Below are 16,232 nucleotides of genomic sequence, written 5' to 3'. Positions count from 1 at the left end.
GACCTACCCCTCCTCGCTCTGATGGCTTGAGGCATCGTGCTCGTCGACGAGACGTAGCCGCGCAGTGTCGCCGGTGGATTTCGCCTGCTCCCCGAGCACGCGCAGCATCTCGGCGCAGAGCGCCTCTGGCGAACGACCCATGGCGCAGCCTTCGAGAATGATTCCGATGGCGACGGCCCAGAACCGCCGCGAGCTTTCGTCCGGCGCGCGCAGCGAGCGCCAGCCGTGTCGCGCCACCTGGCCCGCATAGGCGCGCGCGCCTTCAGAGTGCAGGCGCTCGATGGTGCGCTCGACCAGCGGGGCGAGATCCTGGCGTCGACGCGTCAGCGTCAGCGCCTCGGCGAAGAAGGCAATCGAATCGCTCGCCGTCACGGTCTCGGCCAACGCGCGGGTGTACTCGCGCGGCGTGCGCGCCTTCAGCGCCGCCTGCTCGGTGGCTTGCGCCAGATACAGCAGATCACGGCAGGCGCATTCGACGAACAGCGCCTCCTTGGTTCGGAAATAATAGGTGATCTGGCTCGGGAACGCGTTCGCAGCAGCTGCGATGTCGGTGATCGCGGTGCCCGAGAGCCCACGCTCCCGAAATAACGGGCTCGCTGCATCCAGCAGCAGGGAACGCATCTTGCGGCCAGCGGAGCGCGTCGCCCGCGCCGCATGCTTGGGGTCGCCAGCCGCCTCAAGCGCCTGTTGGGCCGACTTTTCTACCATCGGATCCTCTTGCTCGCTTATTTGTATGATATACAAACAAATAGATCAAGCCTGAAGTGGTATGGAGGGACCGGTTGCTAGCCCGCGGCGGGGTGATCCGGACCGAAAGCAAAGCGCTCAACCTTGCCAAGCCGGCCAAAATCCGTATAACGCGCGCATCCGCAGACCCCGGCCGGGAGCTGAACGGACGGTCTCAGCAAATCCTCCGTGATTTTGGTGTGGCAGGGCCAGTCGGCCCGTCGTCCCGTGTTTCCGCCTTCTGAGCTTAATCCCAGAGTCCTTTCCGAAGGTCTCTCAAGGGCTTGACGTCGGGCAATGCGCTAACATGAGGAAAGGACGACTATGGCTCTTTATGAGCATGTTTTTCTCGCGCGCCAGGACGCGAGCACGCAGCAGGTCGAAGAGCTGACTGCGCAGATGACCGGCATCGTCGAAGGTCTCGGCGGCAAGGTCACCAAGACCGAGAATTGGGGCGTGCGCTCCCTCACCTACCGCATGAACAAGAACCGCAAGGCGCACTTCGTGCTGCTCAACATCGACGCGCCGTCCGCGGCGATCGCCGAGATCGAGCGCCAGGAGCGCATCAGCGAAGACGTGATCCGCTATCTCAGCGTTCGCGTCGAGGAACTCGAGGAAGGTCCGTCTGCGATGATGCGCAAGGCCGACCGTGATCGCGAGCGTGACGACCGTGGCGGCGGTTTCCGCGGTGAGCGTGAAGGCGGCTTCCGTGGCGATCGCGACGGCGGCTTCCGCAGTGATCGTGGTCCGCGCCGCCCGCGCGACGAAGCTGAAACGGATGGGGAGTAAGAACAATGGCTGAAGCTGGTGCACGCCGCCCGTTTTTCCGTCGCCGCAAGAGCTGCCCGTTCACGGGAGCCAATGCGCCGAAGATCGACTACAAGGACTCCAAGCTGCTGATGCGCTACGTCTCGGAGCGTGGCAAGATCGTGCCGAGCCGCATCACCGCGGTGTCCGCCAAGAAGCAGCGTGAGCTCGCCCGCGCCATCAAGCGCGCGCGGTTCCTGGGCCTGTTGCCCTACGTCATTCGCTGACACGACCGCTTTCGACCGGCGACGATCACCGTCGCCGGTCATGATCTTCTGAACTCAACTTTCTGAACTCATAAGGCTTCCGGGTCGTCCGGTCGCCGATGGTTGGGGCAAAGCGCCTCTAACCGCTCGAGGGGAGCGGGACAGCTGATGATGGCATTTGGACTGATAGCCCTGATCGCCGGCGCTGCGTCGGCCCTGATGTTCGCCTCGATCGTGTCGGGTGCGCTGATCTCGCTCGTCCTGGTTTGCCTTGCTCCTTTGCCTTTGATGCTCGCCGCGATCGCCTGGGGGCCGCTCTGCGGCGCGCTTGGCGGTCTCGCCGCGACACTCGTGATCGGCGTCGCGCTCAGTCCGCCCCTCGCCCTCGGTTATGGTCTTGCGATCGCTTTGCCGGCCTGGTGGCTTGGCCATCTCGCCATGCTGGGACGGCCCTTGGCGGGCGGCCTGGCGGGCCCGGATGCAGCTTCGCTTCAGGTCGAATGGTATCCGCTCGGCCGTATCCTGCTCTGGATCGCGGTGCTGGCAACGCTTCTGACCGCGGGATCATTGTTTTCGCTGGGAAGCGATGCATCGACCATCAGCGACGCGATGCGCCGCGGCTTCGCCAGGGTACTCTCGCTGATGGGCGAGGCGAACGTCACCGAGAATGATCCCCGCGTCGGCCTGATGGTCGCGGTTACGCCGGTTCTGGTGGCAGCATCGCAAATGGCTACGCTGACCTTGAACCTCTGGCTCGCCGCCAAAGTCGCAGCTGTTTCGGGACGGTTGCATCGGCCCTGGCCCGACCTCAGCGGCACGAGCCTGCCCCCGATGACCCTCGTGGCCCTCTGCGTCGCGCTGGCCTTCAGCTTCTTCGGCGGAATGACCGGCATCCTCGCCGTCGTCGTCACGACCGTCCTGATAGTGGCCTATGCACTGATCGGCCTGGCCGTCCTGCACATCGTCACACGCGACCTCGCCAATCGCGCGTTCTGGCTCGCCGCCGCCTACGCCATCATCTTCATGTTCAGCGTGAGCCTTGTTCTGCTGACCGTCCTTGGGCTCGCTGACGCCGTCTTCGGCCTTCGCGAGCGCTTCCTGCGCAACCGGCAACCGCCGCCATTGCCGACATCTTGAGTTCAACCCGAAACTGAAAACCAGAGCACTTCAAAGGAGAACGAATATGGAAGTCATTTTGCTGGAACGCGTGAGCAAGCTCGGCCAGATGGGCGAAGTCGTGAAGGTTCGCGACGGCTACGCCCGCAATTTCCTGCTCAAGCGCGGCAAGGCACTGCGCGCCACCGCCGACAACCGCGCCAAGTACGACGGCATGAAGGCCGAGCTCGAAGCCCGCAACCTTGCCTCGAAGGGCGAGGCGGCCAAGGTCGCCGAGAAGATCGAGGGCAAGAACATCATCGTCATCCGCCAGGCTTCGGAAGCCGGCCAGCTGTTCGGCTCGGTCACCGTGCGCGACGTGGTTGCCGCCTTCGAGGCTGACGGCGTTACACTCGCGCGCCCGCAGGTGCAGCTCGACGCGCCGATCAAGACCATCGGCAAGCACTCGATCACTGTCGCCGTTCATCCGGAGGTCGAGGTCGAAGTCACCGTCACGGTTGCACGCAGCCAGGACGAGGCGGAGCGCATCAACCGTGGCGAGGACATCTCGACCCGCAACGAGGACCGCGACGCAGCCGCCGAGGCGATCGCCGCCGCCGGCGAGTTCTTCGATCCGGAAGCCCAGCACGACGAAGTGGCGCCGGCCCCGGCTGCGGAAGAGCAGTAAGCCTCGCGTTCATACGCGAAGCGAAGCCCGGCCGCCTCAGGCGGCCGGGCTTTTCGTTTTGGGCGCGACATCCTCACTCAGCATCGCGATCGAGGCGAGCGCCGTTGCCGTGTGCTTCTCGACGCCGTCGCTGACGCAGAACACGTCGGCCGCAACTACGGAGACCTGACGGCCCGGCTTGATCACCCGCGCCCGGCAGATCAGTTTTTCGCCGACCGCCGGGGACAGCAGATTGAGCTTGTATTCCGCCGTCAACGCCGGCTGACCGCGCGAGGTCGCCGCCGCAATGGTCGTGGCGTTGTCGACCAAAAAAGCAGTGACACCGCCATGGAAGAAGCCGTGCTGCTGCAACAGCTCCGGCCGGCGTTCCACCGCAATCGTGCAGGTGCCGCGCGACATCTCCGACAGTTCGGCGCCGACCAGGTTCATAAAACCCTGCCGGCCGACATTGGCGTGAATACGCTCGGCTACAGCTGCGAATTCAGGGTCGGATTGGGTTTGCATGAGATCTCCTCATTTCCTGTCAATGCGCTCGGGCGGCACCAGCGCCCGGATAGCGCAGGCGATCAGCGTGCCGGCTTCGGTGCGCGGATCCGCGCGATCGCGTCCCGAAAGAAAGGCGCGGCAAAAGATCTGTGCCGGCCCGATGAGCTGACTCACGAACATCACCGGCGCCATCGGCAGAAGCTCGCCGCTTGCGATCAACGGTGCGCGCCAGCGCTCGATGCCTTCAGCAAGCCGCGCATTCTGAGCGCGCTGGGCGTCGCGGACGTTCTCGCTCCATTGGTTGCGCGAGATCTCGAACAGATAACGCGCCTCGCGTCGACTCGACACGACCCAATCGAGGTGAGCGCGGATCAGACGATCGATCCCCTGCTTCGCATCGGGCGACGGATCGAGCGCGGCGAGCATCGCAGCATGATAGTGCCGCAACACCTCCAGCAGCAGTGCGCCGGCGAGCTCCTGCTTGGAGCCGAAGACATGAAAGAAGCTGCCGTTGGAAGCCCCGGCCTTGGCGCGGATCGCCGCCACCGTCGCACCTTCGAAGCCCGACCGGTCGAACACCGCGAGCCCTGCCGCCAAGAGATCCTCGCGCACACAGGATGACATCGGCGCCTCCTAGAGTATCACTCTAGAGTATTGCTCTAATCGCGGTCAAGACGACGCGAAGGCCGCGCTGGGCGCGGCCTCCGCAGATCTACGAGGCTCTTGGTTATCGCGAGATCGGCGGAGCCGGCGGACCGGAGGACTCAGCCGGCGCAGGCGACGCAGCCGCGGCGGGCGCAGACGGGGCCGGCTCCGCCGGCTTGGCTGCCGTCTCGGAGCTGGGCGCGGGCTCGGCAGGTTTGGACGCGGCAGCTTCCGCAGGCTTGGGAGCTGCCGGTTCAGGCGACTTGGCGACAGCGGCGGCCGGAGCCGGCGTGACCTGCGGGACCAGGTCGGGGCGCAGAACCGGCGCCTCGCTGCTGCTCGGCTCGGCCTTGGCGCTGTCCGGCTTGGACTCGGCGGGCTTCTCGGCACCATCGTTCTTCGGCTCGACCTTGGGGTCGACCTTGGGGTCGATTTTGGAACCGACCTGGGGCTCAGCCTTCGGTGCAGCGGCGTCTTCGCTCTCCGGCTTGCCGCGCTTGCTCATCCGCTTGCCCTTACGGCCCGCGGGCGGCTGTTCGGTGCTGGCCTCCGGCTTAACGCCCTCCTTGGCACCTTCCTCGCTGGGTCGCGCTGCGCGCTTCTGGCGCCCCTCGGACGCAGGGGGGGCACCCTCGCCCTCCGGCTTGCTGGCCTCTTGCGGCCGGTGGCGGCGACCCTGATGTTCGGGCGACTGCCCCGGATTTGTGTTGGCATCCTTCTCCTTGACGCCGTCCTTCTTGTCCCTGCCGTCCTTACCATCCTTGGCTTGGTAACGGGTGTCGGCGGCGCCATTGGAGACAAGGTAGGACGCCAGCACGCCGGCCATGTCCGGGCTGGTGGTGTAGTGCTGACGCAGGAAGCCCGGCAGCGAGTTCGGCGAGACCGTTTTCAAGAGCCCACGTGGGCTCTTGTGGCACGCGTTGCACGTTTGCGCGAAAAGCTGGGACGGCGCCTTGCCGGCCTCAAGGTTCGTCGCCTGCGCCAGAACGGCATCGGAAGCACCGAAGCCAACCAGAAACAGCACCGTGGCGAGGCTGAGCGCTCGGCTCGACATTCCCATCATCTCCATTGAAATCCGACAGACAAGACCGGCACCCGGTGCGGCGGCGGTCACCTTTTAGCCGATTGCGCTGCGAATGGAAGCGCACTGATCGAGCCTGTGAACACGCGATTTTCGAATATCGGCTTTGAACACAATGCAATAGCGGGGTGGGAATAGGCTGCTTAGATTTACATGCGAACGCATGGGAACCAATCAAACTTCCAAGCGTCGGTGTGACAGCCGGGTAGTCGCATCTTTTCGGGTTCGCTCGAGAGGGGTGATGTCTATGGACCGCTTGTTGCGTAGGTTCTTGTCTCAATTCATCCGCCGCGGGTCGCTGACGGTCACGACGGCGAGCGGATTGAAATTCAGTGTCGGGGACGGCTCCGGTGAGCCGGTCGAAGTGCGCTTCGTCACGGCCGACGCACAAAGGAGAGTCCTCATCAATCCCGAGCTCGGGCTTGGCGAGGCCTATATGGATGGCGAGTTCGTCGTCGAGCGCGGCAGCATAGCTGATGCCCTCGCGATCCTGCTCGATCAACCCGACCTGTTGCCGCACTGGGCAAAACCCTGGTGGCACCTTCGTTATCTCGTCAGGCACCTCAGGCAATTCAATCCGCGGGCACGCTCGCGTAGCAATGTCGCGCATCACTACGACCTCGATGCGAGGCTCTATTCACTTTTCCTCGACGCCGACAAGCAATACAGCTGCGCCTATTTCGAGACGCAAGACGCCACGCTCGACGACGCGCAGCTCGCCAAGAAGCGGCACGTCACCGCAAAGCTGCTGGTTCAGCGCGACCAGCGCGTGCTCGACATCGGCTCGGGTTGGGGCGGGCTCGGCCTCTATCTTGCGGAGACCGCCGGCGCCGACATTACCGGCGTGACGCTGTCGACGGAGCAGTTGCAGATTGCCAATGCGCGAGCCGCCGAAAAGGGGCTGACGCAACAGGCGCGCTTCTTGCTCCAGGACTATCGCGACATCAAGGGGACGTTCGACCGTATCGTCTCGGTCGGCATGTTCGAGCATGTCGGAGCGAGATTCTACGATACCTACTTCAAGCATTGCGCCGAACTTCTGAGCGAGGATGGGGTCATGCTGTTGCACTCGATCGGCCGCTCGCAAGGGCCGGATTCGACCAATCCCTGGATCGCCAAATACATCTTCCCGGGCGGCTACATCCCCTCGCTGTCGGAAGTGCTGCCCGCGATCGAAGACGCTGGCCTCCTGGTCTGCGACATCGAGATCCTGCGGCTGCATTATGCCGAGACGCTGAAGGCCTGGCGGGAACGGTTCATGGCGCGCCGTGAGGAAGCCGTACAACTCTATGACGAGCGCTTCGCGCTGATGTGGGAATTTTATCTCGCCGCCTGCGAGATGACGTTCCGCAAGCAGGGCATGATGAACTTCCAGATCCAGCTCACCAAACGCCAGGGCGTGGTGCCGATGACCCGCGACTATATCGCGCGTGAAGAAGCTCGGCTGCGGGCTCTTGAGGGTGGCGCCGAGCCGAAGTTGAAGCTCGCCGGCGAATGAGCCCTAGTGACGCAGGGCCGATATCCGGGAGGGGCGGTAAGACGCCGTTAAGATCAACTGCGCCCTCAGTTCCGCGATAACTTCGGGTGCGACCGGCTGACGCCGGATTTCGGGCCGCTCGGCATGCTGCATGGCGGCGATCAGCCCGGACAGCCAAAGCCGACTGCCTGTCTCGCTTCGCCAAATCTGGTGCTGCCGTTCTGGCCGCATCTCCTGCCTCGTTCCCATGCTGGCGGGTTGCGGGAGACAATCCTCAGCCCGCTCGCCCGTTCCCTTGTCCTACCCCCGAAAGAATCCGGGGAGATGTGATCTGGTTCACATTCCTCTCGGCGGCTCTGCCTTAGACCGACGCCATGAGCAAAGAGACCCAAACCCCGGTCGACGTGCAGGACGATCTCCGCACCGACTACGCCCTGATCGCCACCGGCGTCGGCGCGGCCCTGATTGCGCTGGTCTACCTCCTGCTGGTCTGAACCCGCGCGGGGCGCGCCAGCGCGCCCTTAAATGGGTCTGCATCTCAAATCATTAGGTTCACCGCATCCGGATTATTCCGTGACGGGATGGCGGCCACTTCCGGTCCGGCCAGAGTCCGCGAAAATCCGTCAAGCGCGGCGCATGCTGCGGCCGCTAATCATCCACCATTTTTAAGATCGGTTGATAGCGACCAGCTTTTGCTTCCGCTTTCGCCTTCGGCGGCGCTTTATCCCGGCCCCGCATCCGCCCAAGAAAATTGCTAAGCACGTCCGACCATGGCCCTGACTGATTCGAACGTTCTCAAACTCGCGCCCGACGCCGGAACTCCCGCGTACCGGAGCGCGCCGCATAATATCGAGGCAGAACAGAGCCTTCTGGGCGCGATCCTGGTCAACAACGATGCCTTCTACCGCGTCTCGGATTTCCTGGAGGCGAAGCACTTCTTCGAGCCGCTGCACCAGACCATCTTCGAGACCGCCGGCAGCCTGATCCGGATGGGCAAGATCGCAACGCCGGTCACGCTGAAGACCTTCCTGCCCGCCGACACCGATGTCGGCGGCATGACGATCGGGCAATATCTTGCGCGCCTCGCCGCCGAGGCGACCACCATCATCAACGCGCAGGACTACGGCCGCACCATCTACGACCTCTCGCTCAGGCGCGACCTGATCGGCATCGGCGAGGACATGGTGAACGTCGCCTATGACGCGCCGGTCGACTTCGCACCAAGAGCGCAGATCGAGGACGCCGAGCGCCGGCTCTACGAACTCGCCGAATCCGGCCGCTATGACGGCGGCTTCCAGAAGTTCTCGCAAGCGTTGACGGTCGCGGTCGATCTCGCGGCAAAGGCGTTCCAGCGCGACGGAAAGCTGTCCGGCATCTCGACCGGCCTGCGGGACCTCGACACCAAGATGGGCGGATTGCAGCACTCCGACCTCATCATCGTCGCCGGCCGTCCCGGCATGGGCAAAACGTCGCTGGCGACCAACATCGCCTACAACGTCGCGCAGGCCTATGTGCCGGAGCTTCAGGCCGACGGCACCATGAAGGCCGCCAATGGCGGCGTGATCGGCTTCTTCTCGTGCGAAATGTCGGCCGACCAGCTTGCCACGCGTATCGTGGCCGAGCGCACCGGCATCCCCTCCTCCCATATCCGTCGCGGCGGCATCTCCGAGGCCGATTTCGAGAAGATCCGGCAGGTCTCGATCGAGCTGCAATCTCTGCCGTTCTATGTCGACGCAACGGGCGGCCTGTCGATCGCCCAGCTGATGGCACGCGCGCGCCGGCTGAAGCGGCAGAAGGGCCTCGATCTGCTCGTGATCGACTATATCCAGCTGCTCTCCGGCTCGGGCAAGCGCGCCAGCGACAGCCGTGTGCAGGAAATCACCGAAATCACGACCAGCCTGAAGGCGCTGGCGAAGGAGCTCAACGTTCCCGTGATCGCGCTGTCGCAGCTGTCGCGTCAGGTGGAATCACGCGACGACAAGCGACCGCAGCTCTCGGACCTGCGTGAATCCGGCTCGATCGAGCAGGACGCCGACGTCGTGCTGTTCGTGTTCCGCGAGGAATACTATCTCGCCATGAAGGAGCCGCGTCCGGGCACCGAGGAACACGCGAAATGGCAGGCAGACATGGAACGCACCGTCGGCCGGGCCGAAGTCATCATCGGCAAGCAGCGCCATGGTCCGACCGGCACTGTCGAACTCCACTTCGACTCCTCGGTCACTCGCTTCGGCGACCTCGCCCATGACGGCCAGCTGCCGGATCGTGGTGGCGACTACTAGGTCATAGACCAGTTCCGTGGGTTGAACCCCGCGGGGCTCTTGCGTAAAACGGCGCCATGACAATGGCGTCCGCTCCGAACATGATCCAGCAATCCGGCCTTCTTTCCGCGGAGGCCAATCAGGCCGCCGCGCTCGCGCCGTACGGCGGCGTGCTGACCGTCGATCTCGACGCCATCATCGCCAACTGGCGCAAGCTCGAGAAGACGGCGGTGCCGGCCGAGTGCTCGGCGGTGATCAAGGCCGACGCCTATGGGTGCGGCACCGCGCAGGTCGCGCACGCGCTGAACAAGGCCGGCTGCAAGACCTTCTTCGTCGCCACCATCGAGGAGGCACGCACCGCCCGCGCGGCGGTGCCTGATGCCACGATCTATGTGCTTGGCGGCTATTTCCAGAACACCGGCCAGCACTACGCCAAGATCAACTGTCGTCCCGTGATCGGCGACCTCAACGAGCTCGCCGAATGGGACGTGTTCTGCCGCCGCACCGGCTGGTCGGGGGGGGCGGCGATCCATATCGACACCGGCATGAACCGGCTCGGCCTGACGCTCGCGGAGGCGCAGGCCATCATCCCCCGCATCAATGCCGGCGATCACGGCATCACGCTGGTGATGAGCCACCTGGTCTCGGCCGAGCAGCTCAACAGCCCCGTCAACGCCAGGCAGCTTGCAGCCTTCCGCGGCATTGCCAGCGAATTCTCCGGCGTGCCGGCGGCGCTTGCGAATTCCTCAGGCATTTTCCTTGGCGCGCCGTTCCAATTCGATCTGGTGCGACCGGGCGCCGCGCTCTACGGCGTCAATCCGACCCCGGAAGCCGACAACCCGATGCAGCCGGTCGTCGACTTGAAGGCACGCATCGTGCAGACCCGCAATGTCGAGCGCGGCGAGACGGTCGGCTATGGCGGCACCTGGACCGCGCGGCGGCAGACCAAGCTCGCGATCATCGCGGTGGGCTATGCCGACGGGTATTTCCGCGCCGCCAGCTCCAACGATGGCACCCGCGGCGCCGAGGTCATCGTCGCCGGCAAGCGCTGCCCGGTTGCGGGCCGCATCTCCATGGACCTGATCGCGATCGACATCACCGATCTGCCGCCGAACGCGGCACGGCGCGGCCATATGGTGACGCTGCTCGGTGAAGGCATCACCGTCGACGAACTCGCGCACCATTTTGGCACCATTGGCTACGAGGTGCTGACCAGTCTCGGCCACCGCTACGCCCGCGTCTACAAGGGCGGCAACGTGGTCGAGCCGCTGACGAAGCCGGAGCCCGAGCAGGCAGCCGACCAGCCGCCTTCCCCGCCGCCAATCGAGCAGCCGGCGGCCCCGCCGCCGCTGCCGGGCTGAGCGCCTCGCCCCTTACTTCTTCCGGCTGTCGAGCGCCGCCTTGCAGGTCGCGCTGAGCTGGTCACGCTTGGCGTTCAGGCAAGCGATAATCTTGCCGCCGCCGGGAGCGATGCCCGCGCAGAATTTGTCGTAGTCCGCCTTGCACGCACCGCGCGTATCGGACGATTGTGCCGAAGCGGCTCCGGAGAGCGCAACGACGAACGCAAGAACGGCAAAGCTCAACTTGGGCATTGTATCTCCGGTAAGGAAAGGCAGAGCCGGTAGCTCTACATGAAGATTGCGACATTCAACATCAACAACATCAACCGTCGCCTGCCCAATCTGCTCGCATGGATGCGCGCGGCGAAGCCCGATGTCGTCGCGCTTCAGGAATTGAAGGCAAGTGATGGCGAATTTCCGGCAGCTGCGATCGAAAAGGCCGGCTATGGCGCAGTCTGGCGTGGACAAAAGGCCTGGAACGGTGTCGCCATCCTCGCCCGTGGCACGGAGCCTATCCTCACGCGCGATCGGTTGCCCGGAAAGCCTGGGGATCTCGAAGCTCGTTACATCGAGGCCGCCGTGCGCGGGATCATCGTCACGAGCATCTACCTGCCCAACGGCAATCCGCAGCCGGGGCCGAAATTCGACTACAAGCTCGACTGGTTTGCGCGGCTGAAGCGTCACGCCGGGACCTTCATCAAGCAGGACCTGCCGGTGGTGCTCGCCGGCGATTACAACGTCGCCCCTGATGAGATCGACATCTATCCGACCCGCTCATGGGACAAGGACGCGCTCATTCAGCCGGCGAGCCGCGCGGCGTTCGCCTCGCTTGTCGAGCAAGGCTGGTGCGACGCGATCCGCAGGCTGAATCCCGAAAAGCGCATCTACACGTTCTGGGACTACAAGCGAAACCGCTGGCCGCGCGATGCGGGCTTGCGGCTCGATCATCTGCTGCTGAGCCCTGCCCTCGCCTCACGCCTGGCCAAAGCCGGTGTGGACCGGAAGGTGCGCGGCAAGGACGGCGCGAGCGATCACGCGCCGGCCTGGATCGCATTGCGGTGACGACCTCACCACAGGTTCTTGCCGTCGACCACGTTCACCGACACCGCATCGAGATCGAAATCGTCGAACAGCAGTGCGCCGTCCCAACAACATCATGAAAAACAACCCCATGCACAGTAGCCGATTCCTGCCAGATCAACGGATTACTGATATTCAGAAATACGGTTTGACTCGTCGGGCAAAACACTGGCAGGATGTCACCCATGGACGAACTCCCCGTCCGCTGCGAGCAGCGCCAAGCGGGAAACCGTCAATTCCCGGATGTCTGGAGCCCTTCCCCCTTGGCTTTCCTTTTCGTCCTTTCCGTCGGCCTTATCGCCGGCACCATTTCCGGCATCGTCGGCACGGGGTCGTCGATCATGCTGATGCCGGTGCTGGTCTACGCCTATGGCCCGAGGGAGGCCGTGCCGATCATGGCGGTCGCCTCCGTGATGGCGAATTTTTCGCGGATTCTCGCGTGGTGGCGCGAGGTCGACTGGCGAGCCTGCGCGGCCTATTCGGGCACGGGCATTCCAGCCGCGGCGCTGGGCGCACGGACGCTGCTCGCCCTGCCCCCGCATGCCGTCGATCTCGCCATCGGCATCTTCCTGATCGCGATGGTGCCGGTGCGGCATTGGCTGGCGCGGCACGACCTCAAGGCCAATCTCTGGCATCTGGCGATCGGCGGTGCGATCATCGGCTATCTCACCGGCATCGTGGTCTCGACCGGTCCGCTCAGCGTGCCGCTGTTCCTGTTCTATGGCTTGTCGAAGGGGGCTTTCCTCGCAACCGAGGCGGCCTCGTCGCTTGGGCTCTATTTCGCGAAGTCCGTGACCTTCGAACGCTTCGGCGCGCTCACCGGCGAGGTCTTCATCAAGGGCCTAATCGCGGGCTCCTCGCTGATGTCAGGCGCCTTCGTCGCCAAACGCTTCGTCCTGCACCTGAAACCGGAGAGGTTCCGCCTGGTGATGGATGCGATCATGCTCGCGGCCGGGCTCTCAATGTTCTGGAACGCGGCGCAGCCGTAGCGCTCAGGCGAATTCGGGCGCAATCGACGGGCTATCTGCCAGCACGCGATCATCGCCGCTCCCGCTTTCAGCAAGCCCGCGCAGCACCGCGTCGAGCGGTTGCGGCTTGTGGTACAGAAAACCCTGGCCGAGCCTCACGCCCATCTCGCGCATAGCCTGCGCCTGCTCGCCGCGTTCGATGCCTTCCGCGACCAGGGTGAGCCCGAGCGTGCCTGCGAGCGAGGCGATGACGCCGATGATCGCCTTGTCTTCGGCGCTCTCAGGAATTTCGCGGATGAACGCCTTGTCGATCTTGACCTTATCGAGCGGAAAGCGCCTGAGGTGGGCGAGCGAGCTGTAGCCCGTGCCGAAATCGTCGAGTGCAATGGTCGCGCCCAGGCGCCGCAGCCGGCGCAGCGTTTCGGACGCGCTGGCGATATTGTTGATCAGCGATCCCTCCGTGATCTCGAGCTCGATCAACGAGGCAGCGACACCGAAGCGCTCGCAGGTCTCGCGCAGCTCGGCCGCGAGCGAATGGTCGGCAAGCTCGGACGGCGGCAGATTGATCGCGATCCGGATGTACGGCTTGCCAGCAGCGGCCAGCTGCCGCAGCGCGCGGCAGGCGTCGGTCAGCACGTAGCGTGTCAGGCGCGCATTGTTGCCGCTGCGCTCAATCAGCGGCAGGAATTCACCGGGGCTGATCACGCCGTGCTCGGGATGGCGCCAACGAATGAGCGCCTCCAGGCCGATGACCTCCTGGGTCATCATGTCGACCTGGCTCTGATACCAGACTTCGAATTGCTGCTCGGCGAAGCCCGTGGGAATGGCGAGCTCCAGATCCCGGCGGCGCCGATAATGACGCTGGAGCGCTTCGTCCAGCACCGCCACGGTGCCTGGCGCCTTGCTCTTGGCGTGATAAAGCGCGATGTCGGCCAGCGCCGGCAAATGCGACAGCTCGGGGTCGCCGGCGCGGCGCACGGCAAGGCCGATGCTGGCGCGCGGCACGACCTGCTTGTCATGCAGCAGGACCGGCGCGGAAATCGCATCCAGCAATTGTCGCGCGAAGGCTTCTGCGGCCGCTTCATTGCTGACCTCAGGGCGAATGACCACGAACTCATCGCCGCCGAGCCGCGCGACCCAATCTTCCGGCTCGACCGTGCCGCGAAGCCGCTCGGAGATCTGGACCAGGAACTTGTCGCCGGCATCGTGACCGAAGGTGTCGTTGATGCCCTTGAAATCGTCGAGGTCGATGAAGCAGAAGGCGATCAGCGCGTCCGGCGAGCCGGCATCGCCGCTCAAGGTCACCAGCCGCTCGGACAGCGAGCGGCGGTTGGGCAGCCCCGTGAGCGGATCATGCTCGGCCATGTGGCCGAGCCGGTCGAGCGCGCCTGACGTCGTGTGCTGCATCGCGTTGAAGGCGTTCGCGAGCTGGCCGAATTCGTTCGACGATTTGACATCCGCCGGGTACGCACGGCCGTCCTGCTTGCTGCGCTGGATCGCCGACATCATCGCCGCCAGCGGCCTGCCAATGAAGATGTTGGCTGAGATGCGCATTGCGATCACGGTCGCAAGCGTCCCGAGCAGGCCGACCACGAGAAGCAGCCCCAGCCTGCTGCCGGCGTCCATGTAGAGCGTCGCATAGGAATAGGCGATCACGATGCGGCCGGCCTGAACCGCAATGTTGCCATTGCGATAGGCGATCGGACGCGAGACCTCAGAGAGAGCCTGCACCGTGGGCCGCGCCACCACCCGGGCGATCACCACACCGGTATCGTCGTAGATGGCGGCCGCTGCGATGGCCTCGTCGTGCATAATCTCGTTGAGCACACCCGTGACCTGGTCGTAGCGCATCTTCCAGAGCGGCTCGGCGATCAATTCAGCGCGGCTCTCGGCAACGCGGGCAATGCGGGCATCGAGCTGCTTGATCTGCGACCAGAAGCTCGAGACCTCGACGCCGGCAGACGCGAGCAGTTGCACCAGCAGCAGCACGGGCACGGTGGCCCAGATCATCGCGCGGACGACCGAGCGCGATGGCGCGGGCTTCACAGGGCCGTTCATCTCGTCAGCGTCCGGCATCATTCACCGGTGCTGCTGGGAGGCGACAGCGAAGAGATCAGCACGTCGACGGAGAAGTCATACTGGCCGCAGCGTCCCGGCTTTGCCCTGAATCGCGCAAAGTCGATCCGGTCGTAAGCCCGAGATTTGATCAGCGCAGCGACGGAGGCGAGATTGTCGCGCGTGATCGCCGAGGTCTTGACCTCGATATGCGGCGAGCTGGCTGCGAAGTCGCAGCCGTCGGCATAGTCGCGCAGCAGCACGATCGACCAGCCGCCGAGCAGGAAATGGCCGCCATCTGTCAGCAGCAAACGACCGGCCTTGATTTCACGCAGCGCATCCTCCGACCAGTTGAGGCCGACAATCTGGATATCCTGTCCCGGTGTGATGCCGGCGGCCACGACCGCCTTGAGCGCGCCCAGCGCCATCGGATCGTTGCCAGCCCAGATCCCTGCAGGGCGGATGCCCTTGCGTCGCGCCCAGCCCAGATAATTGGCCGCGACCTGCTCCGCTTCCGACTGCGTCCAGTTGGCGAACAGCATCCGGTCCACGACCACATCGGGCGCCGCCGCGACCGCGAGCTGGAGACCGGCATTGCGGGCGATCGAGGCCGGCGTAATCTCGTCACCGCCGATGCCGAGCAGATGGATCTTGCCGTCAGGGCTTTGCCATTTCTCGTTGCGCGCCGCGCCGATCAGCGCATTCGCCATCCGCGCGCCAGCGGTCGTCAGATCGGTCGTGATGTCGCCGAGCCAGTTCTTGAGCTTGGCTCGCGGCGGCCCGAGGCGCGCCGCGTCTTCGCCGATCAACGTGTTCGACAGCAGCAGCGTCTTGATGCCCGCCGCCTCGGCCGCCTCGAGGATCGGAACAGCGGCGGACTCCTCGTTCGATAGAATGAGGAAGTCGGGCTTGTCGGCACGTGCGACCACGCCGAGGCCAAGCTCCTGCATGATGCGGTAATTGCGCTCGCTGGTCAGCACCTCGACATGGGCGTCGAGCTTGCGGCCGGCGGCCTGCATGGTCTGCGAGACCATGTCCCAGTAGACCTCACCGGTCTTGCCGGGGTTCACGAAGACGATATTGAGCGGCTTTGCATCGGCCGCAACGACGCGGCCCGCCGGCACGAGAACGCCAAGCCCCATGCCCACCGCGAGCAGTATCCGAAAGAGGACCATCATTGGTTTTGCCACCCCACCCTGGTTCCGAAGCTGGACCCGCGTCCGCTAACATTTGGCAAAGTCCGGCGCGGCGGGACGGCGTAACGCTAACAAAGGGTGTATCGGCCGCACGAAATTGGGCTAATGGAAGCGCTCACGGACG

Annotated in this window: 16 protein-coding genes; 9 read left to right on the top strand and 7 right to left on the bottom strand. The window is 64.6% G+C overall.

The window, feature by feature from the left end:
- Positions 1–3: 3 nt before the first annotated feature.
- The gene (locus XH88_RS04020) at positions 4–708 is read right to left on the bottom strand and encodes a TetR/AcrR family transcriptional regulator C-terminal domain-containing protein (protein ID WP_271614108.1); all 705 of its coding nucleotides are present in this window, start codon (positions 706–708) and stop codon (positions 4–6) included.
- Between the two features lie 342 nt (positions 709–1,050).
- On the opposite strand from XH88_RS04020, the gene rpsF reads away from it, so the two are divergent.
- From rpsF to rplI, 4 genes are all read left to right on the top strand, one after another.
- Entirely contained in the window at positions 1,051–1,515 is a 465-nt protein-coding gene (gene rpsF / locus XH88_RS04015) for a 30S ribosomal protein S6 (RefSeq protein WP_271614107.1), read from the top strand.
- Between the two features lie 5 nt (positions 1,516–1,520).
- Positions 1,521–1,760: a 30S ribosomal protein S18 gene (gene rpsR, locus XH88_RS04010; protein WP_007592020.1), complete on the top strand. Its 240-nt coding sequence runs from the start codon at positions 1,521–1,523 to the stop codon at positions 1,758–1,760.
- Positions 1,761–1,907: 147 nt separating this feature from the next.
- Positions 1,908–2,876 (top strand): DUF2232 domain-containing protein, encoded by a 969-nt coding sequence (locus XH88_RS04005; RefSeq protein WP_271614106.1) that lies wholly within the window; start codon positions 1,908–1,910, stop codon positions 2,874–2,876.
- 46 nt (positions 2,877–2,922) lie between these two features.
- On the top strand, positions 2,923–3,522 hold the full coding sequence (gene rplI, locus XH88_RS04000; protein ID WP_271614105.1) for a 50S ribosomal protein L9: 600 nt from the start codon (positions 2,923–2,925) through the stop codon (positions 3,520–3,522).
- Between the two features lie 36 nt (positions 3,523–3,558).
- Here rplI and XH88_RS03995 read toward each other — a convergent pair whose 3' ends face one another.
- The 3 genes from XH88_RS03995 to XH88_RS03985 all read right to left on the bottom strand — a co-directional run bounded on the left by XH88_RS03995 (position 3,559) and on the right by XH88_RS03985 (position 5,707).
- Positions 3,559–4,026 carry a PaaI family thioesterase gene (locus XH88_RS03995; RefSeq protein ID WP_271614104.1) on the bottom strand — a complete coding sequence of 156 codons (468 nt, stop codon included), beginning with the start codon at positions 4,024–4,026 and terminating at the stop codon, positions 3,559–3,561.
- A 9-nt stretch (positions 4,027–4,035) separates the two neighbouring features.
- Positions 4,036–4,632: a TetR/AcrR family transcriptional regulator gene (locus XH88_RS03990; RefSeq protein ID WP_271614103.1), complete on the bottom strand. Its 597-nt coding sequence runs from the start codon at positions 4,630–4,632 to the stop codon at positions 4,036–4,038.
- Between the two features lie 103 nt (positions 4,633–4,735).
- Entirely contained in the window at positions 4,736–5,707 is a 972-nt protein-coding gene (locus XH88_RS03985) for a hypothetical protein (RefSeq protein WP_271614102.1), read from the bottom strand.
- A 274-nt stretch (positions 5,708–5,981) separates the two neighbouring features.
- On the opposite strand from XH88_RS03985, the gene XH88_RS03980 reads away from it, so the two are divergent.
- From XH88_RS03980 to alr, 3 genes are all read left to right on the top strand, one after another.
- Complete coding sequence (locus XH88_RS03980; RefSeq protein WP_271614358.1) at positions 5,982–7,232, top strand: SAM-dependent methyltransferase; 1,251 nt, start codon at positions 5,982–5,984, stop codon at positions 7,230–7,232.
- A gap of 749 nt (positions 7,233–7,981) precedes the next feature.
- Positions 7,982–9,490 (top strand): replicative DNA helicase, encoded by a 1,509-nt coding sequence (locus XH88_RS03975; protein ID WP_271614101.1) that lies wholly within the window; start codon positions 7,982–7,984, stop codon positions 9,488–9,490.
- Between the two features lie 62 nt (positions 9,491–9,552).
- Complete coding sequence (gene alr, locus XH88_RS03970; RefSeq protein ID WP_271614100.1) at positions 9,553–10,830, top strand: alanine racemase; 1,278 nt, start codon at positions 9,553–9,555, stop codon at positions 10,828–10,830.
- Between the two features lie 12 nt (positions 10,831–10,842).
- Here alr and XH88_RS03965 read toward each other — a convergent pair whose 3' ends face one another.
- Complete coding sequence (locus tag XH88_RS03965) at positions 10,843–11,061, bottom strand: cysteine rich repeat-containing protein (RefSeq protein WP_271614099.1); 219 nt, start codon at positions 11,059–11,061, stop codon at positions 10,843–10,845.
- A gap of 39 nt (positions 11,062–11,100) precedes the next feature.
- Between XH88_RS03965 and XH88_RS03960 the strand changes: the two genes are divergently transcribed.
- Entirely contained in the window at positions 11,101–11,871 is a 771-nt protein-coding gene (locus tag XH88_RS03960) for an exodeoxyribonuclease III (RefSeq protein WP_271614098.1), read from the top strand.
- A 281-nt stretch (positions 11,872–12,152) separates the two neighbouring features.
- Positions 12,153–12,878 (top strand): sulfite exporter TauE/SafE family protein, encoded by a 726-nt coding sequence (locus XH88_RS03955; RefSeq protein ID WP_271614097.1) that lies wholly within the window; start codon positions 12,153–12,155, stop codon positions 12,876–12,878.
- A 3-nt stretch (positions 12,879–12,881) separates the two neighbouring features.
- On the opposite strand, the gene XH88_RS03950 is transcribed toward XH88_RS03955, so the two are convergent.
- Positions 12,882–14,936, bottom strand: a complete 2,055-nt coding sequence (locus XH88_RS03950; RefSeq protein WP_271614096.1) for a putative bifunctional diguanylate cyclase/phosphodiesterase — start codon at positions 14,934–14,936, stop codon at positions 12,882–12,884.
- Entirely contained in the window at positions 14,933–16,090 is a 1,158-nt protein-coding gene (locus tag XH88_RS03945; RefSeq protein ID WP_271614095.1) for an ABC transporter substrate-binding protein, read from the bottom strand. Before XH88_RS03945 ends, XH88_RS03950 begins: the two co-directional genes overlap by 4 nt.
- Positions 16,091–16,232: the final 142 nt, after the last annotated feature.

The sequence above is a fragment of the Bradyrhizobium sp. CCBAU 51627 genome (assembly GCF_028128765.1).
Taxonomy (GTDB): Bacteria; Pseudomonadota; Alphaproteobacteria; order Rhizobiales; family Xanthobacteraceae; genus Bradyrhizobium.
The sequence above is the reverse complement of the archived record's forward strand: the minus strand, read 5'-3'. Positions and strand labels throughout refer to the sequence as shown.

Excerpts from the sequence above, each read along its gene's own strand:
- rpsR (WP_007592020.1), top strand. The coding sequence starts at position 1,521 with ATGGCTGAAGCTGGTGCACGCCGCCCGTTTTTCCGTCGCCGCAAGAGC.
- rpsF (WP_271614107.1), top strand. The coding sequence starts at position 1,051 with ATGGCTCTTTATGAGCATGTTTTTCTCGCGCGCCAGGACGCGAGCACG.
- XH88_RS03960 (WP_271614098.1), top strand. The coding sequence starts at position 11,101 with ATGAAGATTGCGACATTCAACATCAACAACATCAACCGTCGCCTGCCC.
- XH88_RS04020 (WP_271614108.1), bottom strand. The coding sequence starts at position 708 with ATGGTAGAAAAGTCGGCCCAACAGGCGCTTGAGGCGGCTGGCGACCCC.
- rplI (WP_271614105.1), top strand. The coding sequence starts at position 2,923 with ATGGAAGTCATTTTGCTGGAACGCGTGAGCAAGCTCGGCCAGATGGGC.
- XH88_RS03980 (WP_271614358.1), top strand. The coding sequence starts at position 5,982 with ATGGACCGCTTGTTGCGTAGGTTCTTGTCTCAATTCATCCGCCGCGGG.
- XH88_RS03965 (WP_271614099.1), bottom strand. The coding sequence starts at position 11,061 with ATGCCCAAGTTGAGCTTTGCCGTTCTTGCGTTCGTCGTTGCGCTCTCC.
- alr (WP_271614100.1), top strand. The coding sequence starts at position 9,553 with ATGGCGTCCGCTCCGAACATGATCCAGCAATCCGGCCTTCTTTCCGCG.
- XH88_RS03995 (WP_271614104.1), bottom strand. The coding sequence starts at position 4,026 with ATGCAAACCCAATCCGACCCTGAATTCGCAGCTGTAGCCGAGCGTATT.
- XH88_RS04005 (WP_271614106.1), top strand. The coding sequence starts at position 1,908 with ATGATGGCATTTGGACTGATAGCCCTGATCGCCGGCGCTGCGTCGGCC.
- XH88_RS03985 (WP_271614102.1), bottom strand. The coding sequence starts at position 5,707 with ATGTCGAGCCGAGCGCTCAGCCTCGCCACGGTGCTGTTTCTGGTTGGC.
- XH88_RS03945 (WP_271614095.1), bottom strand. The coding sequence starts at position 16,090 with ATGATGGTCCTCTTTCGGATACTGCTCGCGGTGGGCATGGGGCTTGGC.
- XH88_RS03990 (WP_271614103.1), bottom strand. The coding sequence starts at position 4,632 with ATGTCATCCTGTGTGCGCGAGGATCTCTTGGCGGCAGGGCTCGCGGTG.
- XH88_RS03975 (WP_271614101.1), top strand. The coding sequence starts at position 7,982 with ATGGCCCTGACTGATTCGAACGTTCTCAAACTCGCGCCCGACGCCGGA.
- XH88_RS03950 (WP_271614096.1), bottom strand. The coding sequence starts at position 14,936 with ATGATGCCGGACGCTGACGAGATGAACGGCCCTGTGAAGCCCGCGCCA.